Source organism: Cellvibrio sp. BR, assembly GCF_000263355.1.
GTDB lineage: Bacteria > Pseudomonadota > Gammaproteobacteria > Pseudomonadales > Cellvibrionaceae > Cellvibrio.
This window is the reverse complement of sequence record NZ_JH668200.1, coordinates 700,488-723,332: the sequence shown is the minus strand read 5'-3', so window position 1 is coordinate 723,332 and position 22,845 is coordinate 700,488. Positions and strand designations below refer to the sequence as shown.

Sequence of the window (22,845 nt, the reverse complement as noted above, 5' to 3'; positions counted from 1 at the left end):
AGCACAGCGCCAAAAAAAGGCTGAGCTGAAATGACTGCCAAGCCTGAAATTGGGAAATGCAAACTTCGTCATACCCGCGAACGCGGGTATCCACAAAATGCCTCTGGACTACTGCGTTCGCAGGAGTGACGAATGGCTTAGAAACTGGCGCGCACCCCCAAGGAATAGGTGCTGCCGTAGTCGGTATAACTGCGGAATTCATCGCCCTGCACAAAATCCTGCTGGGCTTGGTCGGTGATGTTGATACCTTCCACAAATACCGTGACATTGTCCGACAGGTCATAAGACGCGCTTAAATCCAGGGTGCCGAACTCCGCTTTGTTTTCCGAGGCGAGGCTGTTGGTGCCGATCTGGTTGAGCACACCATCGCGCCAGCTGTAGCTCAGGCGCAGACCGAAGCCGTCCTTTTCATAAAAGGCGGTGATGTTGTAGCTGTTTTTGGCGACATCTTCCAACTCGCCTTTGACCGATTGGTCGTTGTCCACATAGACGGCGCTAGAGTCGGTCCAGGTGTAGTTGGCCTGCAGACCCAGACCATCAAACGGCGCGGGCAGTTGGTCAAATACCTGTTGATAAGCCACTTCCATCCCGGTCACTTCGGCGTTGGAGCCGTTGACCTTGGAGCTGAGTTCATAGACCACACCGTTGAACAGCAAATCCGACTTTTGGGTTTGGATAAAGGTTTCAATATCCTTGTAGAAAACACCGGCCGAGAGCGCGGTTACCTTGTCCAGATACCATTCCAGCGTCAGGTCGTACTGCCAGGCTTCAAAGGGGTTGAGCAGCGGGTTGCCGCCACTGGCGGTGTTGACGTCACCGGAGTTAAAGGTCAGGCGCGGCGCCATGTCTTGCAGATCCGGGCGGGTAATTACCTTGGCCACGGCAGCGCGGGTGAGCAAATCGTCCGTCCAGTTGAGGGTGAAGTTGGCCGAGGGCAGCACATCGGTATAGTCCTCGTCAAAGCTCACCGGCGTAGTCACACCGCCTACAGACGCATGACCGGAAGAGGTCTGTTCAGTTTGGGCGACGCGCACACCAACATTACCTTTGAGTGGCAAACCGCCCAGCTGGTGCTCCATATCCACCATCCCATAGGCCGAGGTGATGGTCTCTTCGATGCGGTAGGAGTTGCGCAAATCGCCCGAGGACAGGGGCGCTGCCAAGTCGGTCGCGCTGGGGTAGTTGCTCCAGAATTTACTTTCATCCGGCACCAGCCACAGGGTGGGGAATTCGCCTTTGGCGTCGCCGAGGAAACCACTCACCGGGAAGGGTTCAAAGTAGCTATCGTCAAACACCTCACCTTCAATGCCATTGATCAGCACCAGGTCGCGGCGGTCATAGTTGCGCGAGCGCTCACGCAGTTTGATGCCAGTGGTGAATTTGGTAAGACCGGCAACATTCAGCTCGCGCTCGGCATCAAACTTAAGCGCCTGCTCTTCGTCTTCCGCGCGGATGGTGCGCCATTCCAAACGGCGCCCCAACCATTGCTCGGGGTCGGTCAGGTCAGCGTTTTGATAGGTGATGCTGGGCACCGAGTCGCCATCCACTTTGGGGAAGTAAAAATCAAACGCCACGCCGCTGGTGCGACGAAAACGGGTGCGGATAATCGGGTCGGCGTCTTCGCTGTCGGCGGTGGAGTGGAACAGGTCGCCGGAGAGTTTCCAGTTGCCCAGATAGAGCGCGCCGTTTAAGCCCAGCGCCAGGTTTTCGTCGTTGATGCCCGAGCTTTCGCGGCCGATTTGCACCGCGCCATCGGTGGTGGAGCCGCCAATCAAAGCGCCGTTGCGAATCACCGCCGAACCGGGGGTGAGTTTGTTGACGTTGTAATCCGCGCTGTAGGTGAATTCGTCGTAGTTCACCGTTTGATCGACGTAGAAAATGTCGAAGTTGACTTCGGCTATGTCACTCGGGCGCCATTGTAACGCCGAGGCGATACCCATGCGCTCGCGGTCTTCCAATTCCAGGGTCGGGCGAATACCGCCGGGGGTGATTATAGGGCCTGAATCAACTGTGCCATCGCCGTCTGTATCAATCCCGGCGGATTGGGTCCAGCCAAAGTTGAGCGAGCGATCCTGACGCACACTGCGCTCGGCGTAAGCGGCGGAAACCAGCGCGCCAAAGGTGTTGTCGCTGTTGGTCCAACTCGCCAAACCGGACAGCCGCGGGTCGGTTTTGTCGGCTAATTCAGCGTGGCTGGCTTGCAGCGAGCCGGTGTATTTGCTGCCGTCCAAATCCAGCGGCTTGAAGGTTTTGATATTGACCGTGCCGCCGATGGCGCCTTCATCCAAATCGGCGGTGGGGCTTTTGATCACTTCCACGCTGGAGACCAGCTCGGCGGGCAAGGTGTCAAAACGGAACTGACGGCCAAATTGCCCGGAGGTGCGCACGTTTTCGTTGACCGCCATGGCGCGGTTGTTGAGGCTGGTCACCTGAAAGTTGGAACCCAGACCACGCACCCGCACATACACACCTTCGCCCCGGTCGCGCACCACCGCCACACCGGTTACGCGCTGCAGGGCTTCGGCGATATTTTGTGCGGGGAACTTACCGATATCTTCCGAGGCGATGGCATCCACCACGCCCACGGCGTTGCGCTTGGTATCCAACGCCGATTGCAAACTTCTGCTGTAACTACCCTGCACGACCACTTCTTCGAGCAGGTCGGCTTGCGCCACATCATTTTGGGCAACAGTGTTTTGGGAAAAAACAGAAAGGCTGGTTAAGGCAATACTGCCGATGGCAGCGGCCAATAAATTACTGGGGAAAAATGGGGTTTTCATGAGTCTCTCTCTGGTTAGTGGTATTGGCCGCAAGGCCTCTGGCAACTACCAAGAGAGAGATGGAACGCAAAAGGGGACACATTTTTTTATATTTTTAACGGCGCGTTCAATTCACCGTTTTTGTCATGCAACTGCAACTTGCCACTGGTTGAATAGCGCGTTTTTTTACGCCTCCAGCGCTTGTAATGCCACTGCCACCACAAAACCCAGCGCCGCAATCAACCCCGACATTTCATGGGTTTCGGCAAAGGCTTCAGGGATCATGGTTTCCACCACCATCGCAAAAATACCGCCAGCGGCCACACAGGTGATCAGCGCTTTTACCTGCAGCGGAGCAGCGCCAAAAAACACCGCGCCCAGAATCGCAAATACACCCGAGCAAAACGCGATGCCGCCCCACAGGCGCAACATAAACCAGCCGCTGCGCCCGGCACGACGCATACCGGCAGTGCTGGATAGCGCCTCGGGAATATTGGAGATAAAAATCGCGGCGATGGTGGCCAAACTGAGTTTGCCTCCGCTCGCCACTAGCAACCCTATGGCGATGGATTCCGGGATGCCGTCCAGCAGGGTGCCAGCGGCTATGGCAACACCGGTATTTTCCGCCGCCGGTTGCTGGGTGTGGGAGCGTTTGCGGTGTTTTACACCGGGGCTATTCAACCGATGATTCACCAGCGAGAACACCAGTGCGCCGCCCATAAAACCACCGGCAATCCACAGCACACTGGCCTGCGCCAACGCCTCGCCCACCAATTCAAAACTGAGCGCTGCAACCAGAATACCGCTGCCAAACGCCATGACATAGGCGACAGCTTTGGGCGGGAAGCGGATAAACCACCCCAAGAGCGCGCCGATCAACAGCGCACTGGAGGCGACAAAGCCCCAAAATCCCGCCTCCAGCCATGCCGGTATCACTGGGGGTCGAACCAGCAGCGCACATTGTCCGGCAGGGGCACGGATTTTCCGTCCACTGCACTCACCCACACCACTTTGGAATAGCCTTCAGCGGCGGGTGTATCCGGGTGGGACTGGGTGTAAACCAGGTACTTGACCATAAAGCTGGAGCGCCCCGGCTCACTCAAAAACACATCGATACGCAGCAGTTCCGGGTGGAAAATCGGCCGCATAAAAGTGCAGCCAATAGTGACCACCACCGGATGGGTGTCACTTTTGAGTGGCAGGCCTTTTTCCAGCATCCACTGGAAACGCGCCTCTTCAAAATAGCGAAAGTAGAGGGTGTTATTCACATGGCCGTAAGCGTCCATATCGCCCCAGCGCACGGGAATCTGGCAGGAATAAAAGGGTTTAACAGCGGTTTCGTTACTCATAATAGCTCCTTAGTTTGCCTTCCTTGGGGTAAAACTGACTTCCATACTGCCCAGACCAGCATAGTCGATCTTGATCGCGCTATTCACCGGTACTTCAATCACTCCGGCATAGGAACCGGTAATCACCGCCTGCCCGGCCACTATGCCCTCGCCGCGGCTGCGCAGAAATTCCGCCAGCCAGTAGAGCGGCGCACGCGGATGGGTATTGGGGTGCTGGCCCTGGCGCTCAATTATTTCGCCGTTAGCGCAGGTCATGGTCACGGTAAAACTGCTGGCGCTGCGCGCGTTGCGGGAATCCACTTCCGGGCCGATAAACAGGCCCTGATTCACCAAACCGTCGGCGAGCATTTCGGGGAATTCACAGCTGGACGGGTCGGTGTAGCGGCTGTTGATCAGCTCCAGCGCCATATGGGTGCGGGCGATGGCGGCATCCACCTCCTCCGGGGTATAGGGTTCAGGGCGCGGGGGCAGATCCTGATCAAAGAAAAACGCCAGTTCCGGTTCGATGCGCGCACGCTCACCCTCTGCTGTCGTTTTAGTCCACAGACTCACCGGCGGAACCGAATCGATAGTGCGGGTATAAATAGGGCCGACGATCAGCTTATCTTCCGGCGGCAACAGGCATTTCCAACCACCAATGCTGTCGTCCATTTGCTCGCACCACTGCTCGCTAACGACAGCCTGAATCGCCAGCGCCTGCTCCAGATTTTGCGGGCGGCAGGCAAGTGGTAGGCGTTCACCTTGGGAACCCTTGATACGGCGCTCAACCAGAATGGCGGCCGCCTCAGCAGCGGGAAATAAATTGCTCATTAGAATTCTCTCACTTGTGGGGCGGAAGGCTTAAACCTCCCGTATACAAATTCAGCTTACACATTGGGCGATTAATCAGGGAATAAAACAGGTCGTACTATAAACACAAAACCCCTCGCAAAAGGGGTTTTGTGTCACGCGCATTAACGGCAGCAGCTTAGTGGTGTGGAGCCAGCTCGTTGGCGATGTGCTTTAAATCGTCGCTGCTCTCAATGATATTGGCTACCGTGGTATAGGCTTTTTCCGGGTCCAAATGCAGGTCTTCAAACACTTGTGGTGGAATCGCTAGCTTGGGGCCACGGCCAATATTGTGTTGATGCAACAGGCGCTGGGCGACAAAAATCAGCTTGGCGTAGGCAGAGTATTCACCTTGGTAATGCGGGTTGGCCTGATGGCGCAAACCCACCACCACCTCCTCCGGCATGGACCAGAGCGACATCAATGACGCCGCCAGCTGCTCGCGGGTAATACCCAGCAAATGGCGTTCAATAACCTGATGCTCCACGTGGGGGTTGGCATCCGCCAGTTCACAGTAGTTGTGGAAATAAGGTGGGAATACCTCGGCCAGAATCAAATAACCAAAGTTATGCAGCAGGCCGCACAGGTAGGCCATACCAAAACTGGGGCGGTGATCGCGCGGGATTGCCGTCACCAAACCCTCAATGGTCGCCGCCATGTATACCGCTTGTTGCCAGTAAGGCAGCGCGCCGTGGGGGCCTTCTTTGGGGATGGTCATGGCTTTGCCGAGCGATAAACCCAGTGCGAGGTTGAGCACCATGTCAAACCCCAGCACGCGCACTATAGCATCGTGGATGGATTTGATTTTGCCCGGTGCTGAATAATAGGGTGATGCCGCCCAGCTAACGACCTGCGCCGCGAGGCTCGGGTCGGTCTCTACGATTTGCGCCAAATCGCTGATATCCGCATTGGGGTTTACTCGCAATTTGATGATGCGCTGGGCGGTATCGGATAAGGGCGGTAATTCCAGGGTTTCTTCCAACCGCTGTTTGATACGCAATTGGGTGAAGTTGCGCACCGCACCCAGAATCTGGTCGCTATCGCTACTGCTGGTATCGTCAATTTCCAGCGGCTCCAGCGGTACGGCGAAATCGCAAATAGTCGCGTCATCCATAATCTGTTGGAATTCTTCGCGGCTGAAACGCAGCAGTTGCTGCTCATCGCCCGAGTCGGCCAGCAGCTCACTGCGCTCGACCAGGCTGCGGTCAATCAGGGTCAAGAGCCCCGCCAACTTGGGCAGCGCGGGTATGGATTGTAAATTGTGGGACAGGCAAAACTTGTGAATATCCTCCGGCTTGGCGGCGTGAAGTTCGCGCCCCAGCTGCCGGTTCACGGCCTTGAGATCCAACAGGCGGTCGGCGGCAAAAATCACCTGCACACGGCCTTTGGTGTCTTGCAGTATTACGGATTTGGCTGCGCTCATAGTGCGTAGATGCTGGTCATGCCAGAGCGCTCGTTCATTCTCATCGAACGGCACCTCAGACACCTGATAATGCACATTCTGTTTGCTGAGCAATGATTGAACACTGGAAGGGACTGGCACGGCCTACTCCTCTTATTGACGATAACTGATTGATATACATAGGGTTAGGCGACTCCTGAGCTAGTCGTGAACGGGAGTGTAATGCAGTAAAAACATTTCTCATATAGCGCACGAAAAGAATTGTTAGCACCCGCTGGCCCTTGCACACGTGTTTTCAAGCATAGCCGAGATTTTGGAGGCGAGAATGACAAACAAGGGGCAATGGCGAATAAATGCGCCAAAAATACGACAATCATTCCTGCTTATGCAGAAAAATACGCCAAACCGTCAAAAGCAATCAATACACCTGTGTTAAAACCAGCCCTGTTAAGCAAACCCTAGACCTGAAGGTAGCGCTGGTTTTGCCCCAACCAACGCAATACCAACTGTTCGCAAAGTTGCGGATAATCGCTCATTAATAACAGCGCGGCATCTTTTACTACCGGCAGTAAATGGCCATCGCGCTGCAGGTCGGCGATTTTGAATTGCATCTCACCGGTCTGGCGCGTGCCCAGCACCTCGCCGGGGCCGCGCAACTGTAGATCCTGTTCGGCGATATAAAAGCCGTCGCTGCTTTCGCGCATCACCCGCAAGCGCTCGCGCCCGTTGTGCGATAGCGGCGAGCCATACAGCAATACACAGTGACTGGCCGCCGAACCGCGCCCCACTCGCCCGCGCAGCTGGTGCAACTGGGCAAGGCCGAGGCGCTCGGGGTTTTCGATAATCATCAAACTGGCGTTGGGTACATCCACCCCTACTTCAATCACCGTCGTCGCCACCAGTAAATCCAATTCATTGGCTTTAAAGGCCGCCATCACCGCCTCTTTTTCCGCGGGTTTCAAGCGCCCGTGGATCAGCCCGATACGCAAGTGCGGCAGGGATTCCGTAAGGTTCGCCGCAGTCGCCTCGGCCGCCTGCGCCTCCAGCGCCTCGGACTCTTCAATCAGCGTACACACCCAATAGGCCTGCCGCCCCTGTTCACAGCCCAGGCGCACCCGCTCGATCACCTCCTCGCGGCGGTTGTCGCTAATCACCACCGTAGTAACCGGCGTGCGGCCGGGCGGTAGCTCATCGATCACCGAGCAGTCCAAATCGGCATAAGCGCTCATCGCCAAGGTACGCGGGATGGGGGTAGCGGTCATGATCAACTGATGGGGGCGCAGCAACCCGGAGCGGTGCTGTTCGTCGCTGTTAGTACCTTTTTCGGAGAGTGTTAGCCGCTGATGCACGCCAAATCGATGCTGTTCATCAATCACAATCAAACCCAAGTTGGCAAAACTCACCGCCTCCTGAAACAGCGCATGGGTGCCGACCACCACCTGTGCTTCGCCGCTGGCAATCGCCGCCAATTGGGTGCGACGCTCCGATACTTTGAGTTTGCCAGTGAGCCAACCAAGCTTGATGCCGAGTGGCTCCAACCATTTGCCAAAGTTGAGGCGATGCTGCTCGGCGAGGATTTCCGTGGGCGCCATAATCGCCGCCTGTTTACCACTGGCGACGGCCGCCAGTGCTGCAAGCGCCGCCACCACCGTTTTACCCGAGCCGACATCGCCCTGCACCAAGCGCAACATGGGAATCGGTTTAGCCAAGTCATCGGCGATTTCACCCACCACCCGGCGCTGGGCGCGGGTCAGGTCAAACCCCAAACCGGCAAGAAACCGCTGCTGCAAGGCGGCATCCAGCTTCAAACGGGCAGCGCCATCAGCCTGGGTTTCGCGGCGCAGCAATAACAAACTCAGGTGATGAGCAAGCAGTTCCTCAAACGCCAACCGCTCTTGGTAAGGGTGTTCGCCAGCCATTAACTGCTGGATATTGGCGCTGGTGGGCGGCTGATGCAGGTAGCGCAGCGCCTCGGCCAGCGGCACCTGATTGAGCTGGCGGCGCACCACCTCGGGCAGCAATTCTTTCAGCGCGTGTTTGTCCAGCCAGGTCAATGCCTGCACCGCCAGCGAGCGCAGGCGCGGTTGGGTCAAGCCTTCGGTGGCGGGGTAAATCGGGGTGAGCGACTGTTCCAGCGGCAGCGGCGCGGCGCTATCCAGCTCGTCGTATTCGGGGTGGTAAATCTCCAAACCCGCGGCACCACGCCGCGTCTCACCAAAAATACGCAGGCGGGTGCCCTGCACCAACCGCTGTTTTTGCGCATTGTTGAAATGATAAAAACGCAGGGTAATAGTGCCAGTGCCGTCCTGCACCTTGCATACCAGACTGCGGCGCTTGCCAAATACCACGTCGCAGGCGCGCACCTCCGCCTCCAACACCGCATTGATATTGGGCTGTAGCGCGCCAATCGGCGTAATACGGGTGCGATCCATATAGCGCAGGGGCAGATGGAGCAGAATGTCTTGCACGCTAAACAGGCCGATCTTTGCCAATTTAGCCGCTAAAATGGCACCAACCCCCTTTATCGCGGTGACCGGGATCTGGTCGAGAGTTTTACTGGTATTGATGGCTATGCTCACATTGGACATCAAAGATCATGCCTAATGGCGACAGGCCTTGATCGCCGTGCGCAGCGCGTCAATCGCTTTGTGACGGGGGAAACTCGCGCGCCAGGCCAGAGCCACAGTGCGGCTGGGTGAAGGTTCGGTAAAGGGGCGAGTGACCAGTACTTCGGCGCTGTAGAGTGAACTTTCAGCGGCAGACGCGGGCAGAATGGTCAGGCCGAGACCCGAGGCCACCATGTGGCGCAGGGTTTCAAGGGAACTGCCCTCGGCGGCGGTGCGCACGTTGCTGCTATTGGCGCTGGCTTCGGCGCTGTGTTGCAGGCTCGGGCAGGTAGTGAGCACCTGATCGCGGAAGCAGTGACCTTCGCCGAGCAATAACAGCTGCTCACTATTGAGATCGAGCGGGTCGATGGCGGTTTTGGCGGCGAGAGGGTGATCCTTGGGCATCAATACCACAAAGGGTTCGTCGTACAGCGCCTGGGTGACTACGTCCGGTTCCACAAATGGCAGGGCGACAATAATCACATCCAGCTCACCGTTGCGCAGTTTTTTGCGCAGGTTGTGGGTATAACCCTCTTCCACATAGAGCGGCATTTTGCTCGCCAGCTGTTGTAGATGGGGGATAAATTTGGGCAGCAAATAAGGCCCGATGGTGAAAATCGCACCCACTGACAGCGGGCTGCTGAGCTGGTCTTTACCGGCGTCAGCCAGGTCTTTAATCGCCGCCGTTTGCTCCAGCACTAAATTGGCCTGGGCGACAATTTGTTCGCCAAGTGGCGTAGGCTGCACCCGCGACTTGGTGCGTTCAAACAGGGCTACCCCCAGCTCGTCCTCCAGCTTTTTCACCGCAATACTCAAGGTGGGCTGGCTGACATAACAGCGGTCGGCGGCGCGGCCAAAATGTTGTTCCTGTGCAAGGGTGACTATATAGCGCAGTTCGGTCAGGGTCATAATACAGCTCCGCAGGATGGGCTTTTTTAAAAAGCGAGGGGCGTTTCTTGGAATAGCCTAAAACTATCAGATAAGCACCATTTATCAAATACTAATTAACGCAACTTCACACCATCGCACCATCGCACCATCACACTATCACCCAAATGAAACCGAACCTATGAATGAACCTGTGTTGAGTGAAAAGTTATTAATTATCGGCTGCGGCGATATAGGCCAGCGCCTCGCACAGCAGGTGGCGCCGCGCGGCTATGACATAACCGGCCTGCGCCGCCGCGCCTTTAGCGACCTGCCCTATCTCCGCTATCGCCAATGCGATGTGACCCAAACCGGCCAACTGGCGCCGATCCTGGCTGAGGGTTTTGACGTGATTGTGATCAGCATGACGCCCGCCGAGCGCAGCGATGCGGGCTATCAACAAGCCTATGTGCAGAGCTGCCAGCAGTTGGTTGCCGGGCTAAAACAACAGACACACACACCGCGCCTGATCCTCTTTGTGTCCAGCACGGCGGTTTACGGCCAAAACGATGGCAGCTGGGTGGATGAAACATCGCCCACCCAGCCCGAGGGCTTTAGCGGTCAACGGTTACTGGAAGCGGAGCAAACCCTGCTTAATAGCGGATATAACAGCAGTATCCTGCGTTTTAGCGGCATTTACGGTCCCGGCAGGAATCGCTTGATTGAGCAGGTGATCAACCACCGCGCCTCCGCCAGCCCCCATTACACCAATCGCATCCACGTTGAGGATTGCGCCGGGGTGCTCGCCCACCTGATCGAATTGGCCAAAGATCAAACGCTGGAGCCGGTTTATCTGGCCACAGATTCCAGCCCCACCCCCATGCGGGAAGTGGTGAGTTGGATTGCGCAGCAACTGGATGTTAGCGACTTTTTGGCCGCCGATGCCGTCAACGAGCGCGGTAATAAACGTATCAGCAACCAGCGCTTACTCAGCACTGGCTACGTACTGCGCTACCCGGATTTCAGGCTGGGCTATCGCGAGTTAATCGCCGACTATCGCCGTTAATGGGCGGGTTGGAGGAGCGGAATCAATCCATCCACTACCAGTTTGGCGGTGACGGCAGCGCCCTCGGCTTGGAAGTGGGTATTGTCCTTGAGGCCGTCGGGATAGGCCGGATACTTACCGGCGGGCAAGTTCATAAAATAATGGCTGCTGACGTAGGCTTCGCCCTTGGCGCTAAAAAATTCAGCCGATAACAAACCCAAATCCAGCAGCGGCACCGCTAACTCCTGCGCCACGTCCCGGGCGGCGGCGGGATAGTCGCCGTGGGCATTGCCTAATTTACCCTCCATCCAAGGGTAGTTGCGGCTCACCGGGGTAAGCACTACCGGCCGTGCTTGTCGCCCCCGAGCCTGCTGCACAAACAAGCGCAAATACTGTTTATAGGCGGCGATGTTGGTGTAGCGCTCGGTTTTGTCGATGGCGGCATCGTTGTGGCCAAACTGTATCAATACCCAATCACCCGGCTGCAGGTTGCGATAAATTTCATCCCAGCGCCCCTCTTCAAAAAAAGTCCGTGTGCTGCGCCCGCCGCGCGCTTTATTCGCCACAAGCAGTTGTTTTGCACCAAAGAGCTGCTGGCGCTGCGCCACTGGCAGCACATCAAGTTGCGCCTGCAACGCCTGGCCCCAGCCGGTGACCGGGTAGCGTTTGGCTTGATAGTCTTCATTCAAGGTGTGGTCAGCGGCGGTGGAATCCGAGGCGATATAAATAGTGCTACTACTGGTCTTGGGCAATTGACTGCAACCGCCCACGACTAAACACAGGCTCATCAACACAACATAGATTTTCACGGACTACTCCTGGTTGTTAAAAAAACCGGAGCACAGGGCTCCGGAAAGGGTCATTGGCATCATGACAACAGCGGGGAAACTGCCGGCTTACACCGGCAGGTGGTACTTTCAATTACCTAAGCGCATTCACTTAAATGCAATCATCTAAACACAATCACCTGAGCGGGCTTAGAACTTGTAGCGCGCGCCCAGGTAGTACTGACGGCCCGTATGCGAGTATCTGAGCGGGGTCATTAGCTCGGAGTTATCGTAACGGTCATCAAACTCATCGGTCAGGTTGATGGCTTCAAAGGTCATGGTCAGCTGGTCGCTCAACTTGTACGACATATTAAAATCGTAGTTAGTGGTCGCTTGCTTACCCTGCACATCAGCGGTGTAGACATCATTACCATCCAAATCAAAACCCAGCTCGGGCACCAGAATGCCGGTCAGGTAGCGGTCGCGATAGGAAGTGGAGATACGCGCGCTGAAGGTGCCATCATCGTAGTAGAAGGTGGCGTTATAGGATTTGGGCGACATATTCACCAGATCATTGGTCTTATACACCGTGGTCACTTCACGGGTAGTGTTGTTCACAGAACTGCTTTCCACATAATCCAGTTCCGACTCCACCTGGGTGTAGTTTGCCTGGAAACCAAAGTTCTGCCACAGGCCGGGCAGGAAGGTGAACGGCTGCTGATAAGTCAACTCAAAACCCTGCAGCGGACCGCCGGGGGTGTTGTAGTAGCTCTGTACACTGAAGGATTCATTGCCATCAAACCCTTCCGGCAGTAGTTCCACTGGCCAGCCGGTCTGGTCCCAGGTTTGCACCTGACGCACGCGCTGGATATAGCTCTTGATGTCCTTGTAAAACACCGCTGCCGACAGCAATGCACCCTCGGAGAAATACCATTCCGCACCCAAGTCGTAGGTATCAGCGCGGTAGGGGTTTACCTGGGGGTTGCCCGCATTGATGCTGTAGAGCGCATCGTCATTGCTATAAGTGCTGGGGTTGCCGCTGATGGTGGGCGACAAGTGGTTGAGGTTAGGGCGCGCCATGGTTTTAGCCGCACCAAACCGCAATACCACATCCTCGGCCAGATCCCAGGCGAGGTTGATGGAGGGCAGCCAATCGTCGTAGTCATGGGTCGCCTCAATCGGTAAGTAATAACGCATACCCGGGGTCGCCGTTGCACTGGCGATACCGTAAAACTCCTCACTGCCCTCACAATTATTGTCGCCCGCCGGGATGGCCGGAATAGCAGGTGTAGTGTCTGTGGCCGGTACCGCGCGCACGCCGGGACAGGTCACATAACCGGAGGAGGTAATATTAGTTTTGCTGTAGCGTGTGCCCAGGTTGCCGCGCAGGTCGCGATCCCAAAGATTGGCGGTAAAATCGATTTGGAAATAGGCGCCGTAGGTTTCTTCGTTCACGTCATAATTATTGCCCGAAGCACCAAAGTGACCAACGCTGGCCAGGGTGTAGTTACCGCCGGGTTGCCCGTTATCCTCATTGTTGTAGATGCCGAGCAGATCGGCGACCTGGCCAAAGTCGGGTACCAGCCAGCTGTCCACTGCACCATCCAACCCTTTGCCATAACCATCCAATACTTCACTGATATCGGCAACTGTCACCCCGCTGGGCAGGGCTTGGGGCAAGAGGCCATAACTCAGATGGCGGAACTCCTGCGAGCGCATGGTGTAATCCTTGTAATTGACACCCGCGGTAAATTTCACCGCGTCATTCAGGTCGTAACTTAAATCGACCTTAGCCGTATCAAAGGTGTTATCCACATACATTGGGTTCAGACGCACTTCGCTGATATTGGAACCACGCGCCGAACCGTTGGAGTTTACGGGTACTTCGCCGTAACCCAGCCAGTCCCAGTTGTTGCTGTCCGTCAAGTCAAAGGGGAATACCATCGTGGGTTCTTTGAAACTCTGGCGCGCATCCCATACAAAACCGTCAAGGTCGGTATTGTCGAGGGTAATCAGCGAGTTGACCGGGCGCTCGTAATTGGACTCGGAAGTACCCACAATCGCATCCAGACGCAACTGGTCGTTAAACTCATGCTCCATGCTCAGGCTGTACTGCGCAAACTCGGTAGTTTCTTCAAACATCGCCGATTCGGTGCGGAAATCCACGTTATCCATCACCGCGTAAGTCAGGCGATTCAGTGAATCCTTCTCTGCTTCACGCACCACAATCTGGGTTTTACCCCCCAAATTTACCGCGCGATGCAGGTTGACCCCCAGGGTATCCTCGCGCTGGTTTTTTTCGTAATTGGAGTAAAGGATATCCAGGTTAAACAGCGTGGAATCACTCGGCTGGAATTGGAAAGCCGCGGTCACACCCAAACGGCTCAAGTCATGCTCCTGGCGGCGCCAGCCAGGGTAGCGCGGGTGCCAGGATTCCGTTGCGGTTTCATAGGCGGCGATATTTTCCGGCGTATTGGCCGGGCGCGGCAGGCCTGTGGCACAGTTGTTCTCATCGATACCAAAAGTGCCGTAGCCGTTATTGCGATTGAGGTTGGCTGCACTGCCGGTTTCATTGCTAATCGGGTTGCGCGGTGTTTGTGGGTCATAGCCCACTGGCGAGCAAAAACCGTACATGTTGTTCGGATTGGCAGTCCCCGTTACCGGGCGACCAGTATTGGCGTTGCCGCCAGTACCAAAACCATTGCCCCAGTCAAAGCGCACCGGGTTGAAGCCCTCTTCCAAAATTTCCCGCTCGCTGTAAGACAGCGACATCAAGGCACCAAAGCGGCCATCCTCGGTTTTATTGCTGATCAATCCAGAGAAACGGGGGTCGGTGCTTTCACTCAGTTCGTTGTAACCACCCTGGGCGCTGGCTGAAAATTGAAAGCCATCAAAATCAAAGGGGCGCGATCCGCGTAAATCCACGGTAGACCCCAAAGAACCCTCATCGATTTGAGCTGATTGGGTTTTATTCACCTTCACCTCACTAAAGAGTTCGGAGGCGAAGGTATTGAAATCAAAGCCGCGACTGCGGTTGGGACCGTTGGAACCCTGCCCGGCGGTGGACAAGGCCTCCAGGCCATTGATGCGTACCCGGGTAAAATCCGAACCCAAACCGCGGATCGAAATCTGGCGCCCTTCGCCACCATCGCGGTCAATAGAGACGCCGGCGATGCGCTGCATGGATTCTGCCAGGTTCATATCGGGGAATTTACCTATATCTTCGGCAACAATCGCATCCACCTGGGTGGTGCTATTGCGCTTGATATCCAGTGCCTGCGCCAAACTGGCGCGGTAGCTACCGGTTACTACCACTTCTTCCAAATCTTTATTGTTCTCTTGCGCAAATACAGCCGGAGCACTCGCTGCACAGGCAATGGCAACTGCCAGCAATTTTTGGTGATAGGTGTGAGTTGTGGCCGCAGGGGCCTTGTCTTTGTTGAACACAGCGTGATCTCCCTCATTATCTTTATGGTTTTGGTATCAATCATTAACTTCATCAATCACAACCCCCGAGAATAATGCTTAAAACTATTCCCGGATGATGCTAACTCGAAAAAGCTAAGTTTTAGTATAAAAGACCATTTGATAAAAAGAGTCAACAGCTTGGAGGTTGGTCGCAAAATAAGGCGCCAAACAGGAAACATATCCTAAAAATGGGGCTTTTATATTAAGTGGAATTTGAAACAAGGCGGCGAGCGATCCATTTAATGGAGCTAATTTGATTAGCACGCAATTTTTGTCATCTATCGGGTTATTCAGCCATGTTCTTTACTTACGGCACAAGTGAAAACGATTACATATTGTGCGATGGCAAAACTGATCAAGTTACATGGGGAACAAGGTCACAACTGGCGCCAATATCAACATAACAGAGCAGGTTTTTTCCTTAGTTGCCGCAAACGAATTTACTGGTAGGGCAGATTTGCTACCTGCCCTACCAGTTATAAAATGTATAAAAAAATATGCGTAATCGATTACACAGCACCCAATCAAGGTTGAATCCCGTCACCTTGGGTAACATCCACGGGAATCACCCAAATCGCAGGCAATAAAAAACCGGCACTCAGGCCGGTTTTTTAACAAGCAAGAAACTATTAATTGCGAGTTTCGGTCTTAGTTACCTTGGTAGACACTTGACCAACTACGCGACGGTTTTGCTCGCGACCATCAGCAGTCATGTTGTCTGCAACCGGTTTGGCTTCACCGTAACCAATTGCATTTACGCGATCAGCAGCAATACCGTACTTGGTAATCAGCGCTGCTTTCACTGCATCAGCACGGCTTTGTGACAGCTTTTGGTTGTAGGCATCAGAACCTTGGCTATCAGTGTGGCCTTCAACAGTCACTTGAGTATCAGCATACTGATCCATAAAGGTAGCCAGTTTAGCTACTTCACCTTCAAAATCAGGCTTGATAACTGACTTGGCAGTATCGAAGGTAATGTTCAGTTCAATGGCAACAGTTTCAGTCAACTTCAAAGAACAACCAACAGCGTCAACCTTGTGAGTTGATGGGGTGTTAGGGCACTGGTCTTTGGAGTCAAATACACCGTCGCCATCGCTGTCTTTTTCAACAACCGGTGCTGGTGCTGGCGCTGCTTTTACTGGCGCAGGTGAACCGCCAAACAGATAGCTAATACCAGCATTCAGGGCCAGATCGGTGTACTCATTGTCCAGGCTATTGAAAGCGCGAACATCGGTGCGGAATTCCCAATTACCGCCCAGTGAACGCTTAACACCGGCACCGAGGTTCAACAGGGTGTCGCGCTCGGATGATGGAATAGCGGCGTTGAATTCACGCTCCTGGTCACCTACACCAAAGGCAACATAAGGGCGCCACAGGCTTTCAGTGTTGATGTTGTACAGGGCATCCAAACGGTATTGAGTGCCATCTACGTCAACAGCGCCCGCTTGGGTTTCACTGTCCCACTTGCTGGCAACGGCTTCCAAAGTCCAGTTTTCGTTCAACACGTAACCAAAACCCAGACCCCAGGTATTGGCATCTTCAAGAGCTTCGTCAAAGAATACACGGCCAGCATCGGCACGTACTTCGAATTTGTGGTTATCGGCGCTAGCGCCTGCTGATAAGGCGGCAATTACTGCAGATAAAGCTAATACTTGTGTGTGTTTCATAGTCATAGTTCTCCGTTGAAAATAGCGAGTTCCAAAAAAACAATCGGGCTGGTTACTTTATACATACCCGGATTGATAAAAAATGATCAAAACGATCAGTCAACTACACCGGCTTAAAATCCGTTTCATGATTATTTTCAGTCGCTTACATTAACAAATTAAAGTGCTGTCTGCCAATTTAAGCGACTTTGAACGCCAGTTTATGCTGTTTTCTTGAACAAAAGATCCCAAACACCATGCCCCAGGCGCTCACCGCGCTTTTCAAACTTGGTGATTGGCCGATACTCCGGTCGTGGTGCATAGCCGGTTTCTTTAAATTCAGTGGCAAATCCCGGCGCCCCATTCATCACTTCCAGCATATGCTCCGCATAGGCTTGCCAGTCAGTGGCCATGTGAAATATGCCGCCGTCGACGAGTTTAGGGCGGAGTTTCTGAACAAAGGCTGACTGCAGGATTCGCCGTTTGTGATGCTTCTTTTTATGCCAAGGGTCAGGAAAGTAAAGTTGCAGGCGATCTATGCTGCCGTCGGGAATACAATCTTCCAGTACATCCATGGCATCAGCCATGTACACCCGCAGGTTGGTTAACCCCTCCTGCCCGGCTACGTTAATCAAGCGCCCGACACCTGGCGGGTGTACTTCAATACCGATAAAGTTTTTTTCCGGCTCGTTGCGCGCCATCTCCAACAGGGAATCGCCCATGCCAAAACCGATTTCCAATACCAGTGGCGCATTGCGGGCAAACACCACTGCCGGGTCAATTCGCCCCTTAAACAGGCTCAAACCAAAGCTCGGCCAATAGGTATCAAAGGCATTTTTTTGCCCAACAGTAATACGCCCGGCGCGGATCACAAAACTGCGAATCGCTTTGGGTTTAAATTCAGGCTTGATAAGAAACCCTTGCTCACCGCCTTCAAGGTCGGGAGTTAACTCAGGAAAATCAGACATAGAGGTTATCAATCGTTAGATAAGAAAAAGGCCGCGCCATCAGGCATCCGGTTTGGTTTGCCAGGCCGCCAGCAGTAGCAACAGCCAGCCCAGCAGGAGGCACAGACCACCAAGCGGAGTCACTGGCCCCAGCCAGCGCGGTGCACCCAGCGCCAATCCGTAAAGGCTGCCACTGAATAACAGGATGCCCAGTATAAAGGCTAGGCCAGCAGCTTTTAACCCTGGTGTTGCCGGTTTATGTAACAACCACAACCCCAGAAACAACAAGGCAAAGGTGTGATAGAACTGGTACTGCACCCCCGTTTTTACAGTCGCCAAGGCGCTGGTTGAAAGTAGTTGCGCCAAGCCATGTGCCGCGAATGCGCCGATAATTACCGCTAAAAAACCGCTAATTGCAGCGATTATAATCAATAAACGCGCCATTCATTCCTCCGCAAAAGGCTTGTTATAAAACGAAAAAGCAATAAAAAAGCCGCGCAATGCGCGGCTTTTTAGTAGTCAATAATCGCTGTTGGTCAGGCTTCCAACATCATGGTTTTGACTTTATTCATAGCATTTTTTTCCAACTGGCGGATGCGCTCCGCTGAAACACCGTATTCGGCAGCCAGGTCATGGAGTGTCGCCTTGTCTTCATTTAACCAGCGGCGCTGCAAAATCACACGGCTGCGATCATCCAACTGTTCAATCGCTTTTTCCAAACTGTTGACATTGGACTCCTCCCAATTGGACTCCTCCAAACGCACAGCAGGGTCGTAGCGATTATCTTCGAGGTAATGGGCTGGCGCCACATAACCATCGTCTTCGTCATCTTCACCGGCATCAAAACCGGCGTCATAAGAAGCGAGGCGGCCTTCCATTTCGCGTACTTGCTTAACATCAACACCCAGATCTGCCGCGACGGCGTGGGCTTCGTCGTTGCTCAACCAAGCCAGACGCTTCTTGGCGCCGCGCAGATTGAAGAACAATTTGCGTTGGGCTTTGGTGGTGGCGATTTTCACGATGCGCCAGTTTTTCAGGATAAATTCATGGATTTCGGCTTTGATCCAATGCACGGCAAAAGACACCAAACGCACGCCCTTATCGGGATCGAAACGTTTAACGGCTTTCATCAGGCCGACATTGCCTTCTTGCACCAAATCGCCCAACGGCAAACCATAACCATTGTATGAACGTGCAATGTGCACGACAAAACGCAGATGGGCCATTACCAATTTACGCGCGGCATCAAGATTGCCGTTGTGGTGCAGATCGCGCGCCAGCTCTTGCTCCTCCTCCACAGTGAGGATAGAAAAAGCACTGACCGCTTGAACATAGGCGTTCAGGTTTGCACCAGGGGCAAGGATGCCAATAGGTTGCAGACTTGTACTTGCGCTCATGTATACCTCCAATAACTGTGGTCCGAGTGTACCACCGGCTATTTAGTTGTGCTAGCACCGAAAAAGTTCACTTTACGCGAATGTTGCACCGGCTAGGGACACCAGATTTACCCGCCGATTTAACGTGGTTGGATCTGGTACAAGTGGCGCGCCACCGCGATCCAGGCGCCGATCAACCCCGTTACTCCCGCAAACAGGATTAACTGTAAGCTCTCTATAAAACCTAAGCCTTGTAAACGAAAGCTGCTTTGATACAGATCAGCCAACTGTACAACTGGCGCCGCTAACCACCAAAAACCCAGGCCCAATAAAATGGCCGCGACAATGCCCCCGCCGACACCAAACCAAAGACCGGTATAGAGAAACGGGCGGCGCACATAGGCGTCGGTGCCACCTACCAGTTTCACGACCAGAATTTCATCGCGGCGATTTTCAATCGCCATACGAATGGTATTACCGATAACCAACAACACCCCCAGCGCCAGCAGCCCCGCCAAGGCGGTGACAAAACGCTCGGCCAAGGCAATAAATTGATGCAAGCGCTTCACCCAGAGCATATCCAGTCGCACATCCGCAACCAGCGGGTTGGCGATCAAGGTCTGCTGCAGATCGGCCAGCGCCGCCGGTGTATTTTCGACCATTTTCGGGGTAACCAAAATCACCCCGGGCAGTGGATTTTCATCCAAATGATTGGCAAGTTCACCCAACCCGGAACCCTGCTTGAACTCTGCAAGTGCCTGTTCGGGCGAGATATAATTTGCCTGTAACACATCCGGGCGCTGGGCCACACGGCCGCGTAAATCCTGGGCTTGGGTAGCAGTGACATCCTTCTTTAAAAACACCGATACCTGACTGGAATCCTGCCAGGTTTGGCCAATTTGCTGCAGATTATTGAAAACCACAAACAGCGCAGCGGGCAGTGCGATAGCAATCGCAATCACCAACCAGGTCATGGCACTTTGCAGCGGCGTTTCAAACATGCGCAGCAAGCTTTCAATAGCCGAGTTGCTGTGATGGGCACTCCAGGCGTCAAACTTGTCGCGCCAGGACATTTGGCTCTGCACCGCACCTTGCGGACGCACAGTTTCTACACGCGGCGGCGCTTCGCGGCGCGGGCGATCAGCACGGCTAGTGGTGCTCGCGCCCATACGATTGCGGCGCTCGGGTTTTGCGGGACGATTCGATTTCACCAGAGCACCCCGTCGTGTACCAGTTTACCTTGCACCAAGCCCAACACCCGTTTGTTCATCCGCTTTAACAATTCCACGTCGTGGGTGGCGATCATCACGGTGGTGCCCACCTCGTTGAACTGACGAAACAAGGTCATGATTTCATTGGCTAACTCAGGGTCTAGGTTGCCGGTGGGTTCATCGGCCAGTAATAAGGTAGGTTTATTGACTACGGCCCGGGCGATGCCCACACGCTGTTGTTCACCACCGGAGAGCACCACTGGGTTGCTGCGTTCTTTATCCAGCAGGTCAACCTTGTCGAGCGCGGCGCGCACGCGTTTGCCGATTTCCTGATGGGGGTAACCGGCAACCTGCAGAGGCAGGGCAACATTATCGAACACCGTGCGATCAAAGAGCAGTTGGTGGTTTTGGAAGACTACGCCGATATTGCGGCGAAAATAGGGGATCTGGCTTTTGGGCATGGTTTCCAGATGATGACCATCCACAAATACCTGCCCCAGCGATGGCTGCTCCATGAGCATGATCATTTTCATCAGCGTGCTTTTGCCCGCCCCCGAGTGGCCGGTGAGGAAAACCATCTCCCCCGCCTGCACTTCAAAGTCGACGCGTGCCAAGGCTTCGTAGCCGGTGTCGTAGCGCTTGCTTACGGTTTCAAATCGAATCACAACAAACCCTGTTTGCTAAATAGTTAAGCGGCATCCGTTTGGTTAAACAGCGCCTTGATAAACGGCTCAGCCGCAAACGGCTGTAAATCATCAATCGCCTCGCCGACACCAATAAAACGCACCGGCAGGCCGAATTTCTTGCTCAGGGCAAAAATTACTCCGCCTTTGGCGGTGCCATCGAGCTTGGTTAATACCAACCCGGTTACCCCGGCAGCGTCGCGGAAGGTTTCGGTTTGGTTGACCGCGTTCTGGCCGGTTCCAGCATCCAGTACCAACAACACTTCGTGAGGCGCAGAGCCATCAACCTTGGCCATCACTCGTTTGACCTTGGACAACTCATCCATCAAATGGTTTTTGTTGTGCAGGCGGCCCGCAGTATCGGCGATGATCACATCAATTCCCCGCGATTTGGCCGCTTGCAGGGCGTCGAATATTACCGACGCCGAATCCGCACCGGTATGCTGGGCAATCACCGGGACATTGTTGCGCTCACCCCAAACCTGCAGCTGTTCGACCGCCGCCGCGCGGAAAGTATCCCCCGCCGCCAACATGACTTTTTTACCCTCGTTTTGCAGGCGCTTGGCAAGTTTGCCGATGGTGGTCGTTTTGCCCACCCCATTCACACCCACCACCAGAATCACATAGGGTTGCCTGCTGCTGTTATCGATCACCAGCGGTTTTTCCACCGGGCGCAGCAGGTCAGTAAGCTGGTCGCGCAGGGCTTGATAAAGTGCATCCACATCGTTGAGCTGCTTACGGGCGACGCGGGCTGTCAGGCTATCGATAATTTCTGTGGTTGCATCCATCCCCACATCGGCAACCAATAATTGGGTTTCCAGCTCTTCAAACAGCTCATCATCGATGGTTTTGCGACCGAGAAACAGATTGCCCAAACCCTCGGCAAAGTGACTGCTGGTGCGGCTTAAACCCTGTTTGATACGGGCAAAAAAGCCGAGTTTCGCGGGGGCTTCCGGTGGGTTAACTACTACCGGGGACTCGACAACGGGTGCGGGTTCGCTCTCGCTGACCACCTCGACAGCAGGCGATTCGATAAGCGGGTTGTTATCGGAATTGTTATCGAAACTGCCATCGGGCTTGGCATCAACCTTAGCGTCAGGCTTATCGGATTTTTTAAAGAGATTGAAAAACATAAGTGTGATCTGGGGTGTTGGCAAAAATGGATGAGTGGCGCACAGCAGCAGATATGGATTCTGCAAAGCCAGCAAAGGCGCTATCCTACCACTTCTTCACCGCCCGCAGAGAAAAAGCCTTGTCCAAACCCGTCGCAAAATCGCTCACAAAATCACCCAAGGGTAGCAACCAACTGCGCATTATTGGCGGCCTGTGGCGCGGGCGAAAACTCGGTTTTCCTGATGTGGATGGCCTGCGCCCCACCGGTGACCGGATTCGCGAAACCCTGTTCAATTGGCTGGCGCCGGATATTCAAGGCGCTCACTGCCTGGATTTGTTTGCCGGTTCCGGTGCCTTGGGGTTGGAGGCACTGTCGCGTGGTGCCGCGAGCAGCCTGCTGATTGAACGCGATAGCCGCGCCGCTGCTCAGCTCAACGCCAACCTTGAGTTACTCAAGGCAGATGGTGGGAAAGTATTGCAGATGGATGCACTGGGGTATTTAGGTACTGCAACGGCACAACGCCAGACACCGCGGTTCGATGTAGTGTTTATCGACCCGCCGTTCCAATTAAACCTGTGGCAAGCCGTGATCGACCGGATAGAACAGCAGCAATTATTAAGCGAAGGGGCGGCGATTTATATTGAGTCCGGCCTGCATGACCAGTACCTACCCCCTGCCAGCTGGCGCTTGCACCGAGATAAAACCTCCGGCAGCGTTCACTACCGGTTGTTCTATCGCGATGCCCCCTGACCAAACGCAAACCTCGACCTAAATCAC

At 54.5% G+C, this 22,845-nt stretch carries 18 protein-coding genes; 2 read left to right on the top strand and 16 right to left on the bottom strand.

The genetic code is table 11. The features are described from left to right. Positions 1-137 precede the first annotated feature (137 nt). From O59_RS02995 to O59_RS02965, 7 genes are all read right to left on the bottom strand, one after another. Positions 138-2,780: a TonB-dependent receptor gene (locus O59_RS02995; protein ID WP_007639363.1), complete on the bottom strand. Its 2,643-nt coding sequence runs from the start codon at positions 2,778-2,780 to the stop codon at positions 138-140. A 165-nt stretch (positions 2,781-2,945) separates the two neighbouring features. After that, entirely contained in the window at positions 2,946-3,695 is a 750-nt protein-coding gene (locus O59_RS02990; RefSeq protein WP_007639357.1) for a ZIP family metal transporter, read from the bottom strand. Then, entirely contained in the window at positions 3,692-4,108 is a 417-nt protein-coding gene (locus O59_RS02985) for a thioesterase family protein (protein ID WP_007639355.1), read from the bottom strand. Before O59_RS02985 ends, O59_RS02990 begins: the two co-directional genes overlap by 4 nt. A 9-nt stretch (positions 4,109-4,117) precedes the next feature. Next, positions 4,118-4,918 (bottom strand): 2-keto-4-pentenoate hydratase, encoded by an 801-nt coding sequence (locus O59_RS02980; RefSeq protein ID WP_007639353.1) that lies wholly within the window; start codon positions 4,916-4,918, stop codon positions 4,118-4,120. Between the two features lie 157 nt (positions 4,919-5,075). Further along, a complete protein-coding gene (locus O59_RS02975) occupies positions 5,076-6,479 on the bottom strand; it encodes an HDOD domain-containing protein (RefSeq protein WP_007639351.1) in 1,404 nt (467 codons plus the stop codon). Positions 6,480-6,796: 317 nt separating this feature from the next. Further along, the gene (recG, locus tag O59_RS02970; RefSeq protein ID WP_007639349.1) at positions 6,797-8,926 is read right to left on the bottom strand and encodes an ATP-dependent DNA helicase RecG; all 2,130 of its coding nucleotides are present in this window, start codon (positions 8,924-8,926) and stop codon (positions 6,797-6,799) included. A gap of 12 nt (positions 8,927-8,938) precedes the next feature. Beyond that, complete coding sequence (locus tag O59_RS02965) at positions 8,939-9,853, bottom strand: hydrogen peroxide-inducible genes activator (protein ID WP_007639348.1); 915 nt, start codon at positions 9,851-9,853, stop codon at positions 8,939-8,941. A gap of 160 nt (positions 9,854-10,013) precedes the next feature. Here O59_RS02965 and O59_RS02960 point away from each other — a divergent pair, with 160 nt between their 5' ends. After that, positions 10,014-10,877 (top strand): SDR family oxidoreductase, encoded by an 864-nt coding sequence (locus tag O59_RS02960; RefSeq protein ID WP_007639345.1) that lies wholly within the window; start codon positions 10,014-10,016, stop codon positions 10,875-10,877. On the opposite strand, the gene O59_RS02955 is transcribed toward O59_RS02960, so the two are convergent. The 9 genes from O59_RS02955 to ftsY all read right to left on the bottom strand — a co-directional run bounded on the left by O59_RS02955 (position 10,874) and on the right by ftsY (position 22,087). Next, positions 10,874-11,665 (bottom strand): rhamnogalacturonan acetylesterase, encoded by a 792-nt coding sequence (locus tag O59_RS02955; protein ID WP_007639344.1) that lies wholly within the window; start codon positions 11,663-11,665, stop codon positions 10,874-10,876. The two genes, O59_RS02960 and O59_RS02955, sit on opposite strands and share 4 nt — an antisense overlap. Before the next feature lie 168 nt (positions 11,666-11,833). Then, positions 11,834-15,070 carry a TonB-dependent receptor gene (locus O59_RS02950; protein WP_007639343.1) on the bottom strand — a complete coding sequence of 1,079 codons (3,237 nt, stop codon included), beginning with the start codon at positions 15,068-15,070 and terminating at the stop codon, positions 11,834-11,836. A gap of 650 nt (positions 15,071-15,720) precedes the next feature. Beyond that, positions 15,721-16,764: an OmpA family protein gene (locus tag O59_RS02945; protein ID WP_040391086.1), complete on the bottom strand. Its 1,044-nt coding sequence runs from the start codon at positions 16,762-16,764 to the stop codon at positions 15,721-15,723. Positions 16,765-16,958: 194 nt separating this feature from the next. After that, entirely contained in the window at positions 16,959-17,705 is a 747-nt protein-coding gene (gene trmB, locus O59_RS02940) for a tRNA (guanosine(46)-N7)-methyltransferase TrmB (RefSeq protein WP_007639341.1), read from the bottom strand. A 39-nt stretch (positions 17,706-17,744) separates the two neighbouring features. After that, positions 17,745-18,128, bottom strand: coding sequence for a DUF423 domain-containing protein (locus O59_RS02935; protein WP_007639340.1), 384 nt, complete (start codon positions 18,126-18,128; stop codon positions 17,745-17,747). Positions 18,129-18,220: 92 nt separating this feature from the next. Continuing rightward, the gene (rpoH, locus tag O59_RS02930) at positions 18,221-19,081 is read right to left on the bottom strand and encodes an RNA polymerase sigma factor RpoH (RefSeq protein ID WP_007639339.1); all 861 of its coding nucleotides are present in this window, start codon (positions 19,079-19,081) and stop codon (positions 18,221-18,223) included. Between the two features lie 119 nt (positions 19,082-19,200). Then, positions 19,201-20,271, bottom strand: a complete 1,071-nt coding sequence (ftsX, locus tag O59_RS02925) for a permease-like cell division protein FtsX (RefSeq protein WP_007639338.1) — start codon at positions 20,269-20,271, stop codon at positions 19,201-19,203. After that, the gene (gene ftsE, locus O59_RS02920; protein ID WP_007639335.1) at positions 20,268-20,936 is read right to left on the bottom strand and encodes a cell division ATP-binding protein FtsE; all 669 of its coding nucleotides are present in this window, start codon (positions 20,934-20,936) and stop codon (positions 20,268-20,270) included. The genes ftsX and ftsE overlap by 4 nt, the downstream gene beginning before the upstream one ends. Before the next feature lie 23 nt (positions 20,937-20,959). Beyond that, positions 20,960-22,087: a signal recognition particle-docking protein FtsY gene (ftsY, locus tag O59_RS02915; protein WP_007639333.1), complete on the bottom strand. Its 1,128-nt coding sequence runs from the start codon at positions 22,085-22,087 to the stop codon at positions 20,960-20,962. A 26-nt stretch (positions 22,088-22,113) separates the two neighbouring features. Between ftsY and rsmD the strand changes: the two genes are divergently transcribed. Next, on the top strand, positions 22,114-22,818 hold the full coding sequence (gene rsmD, locus O59_RS02910) for a 16S rRNA (guanine(966)-N(2))-methyltransferase RsmD (protein WP_232283025.1): 705 nt from the start codon (positions 22,114-22,116) through the stop codon (positions 22,816-22,818). Positions 22,819-22,845: the final 27 nt, after the last annotated feature.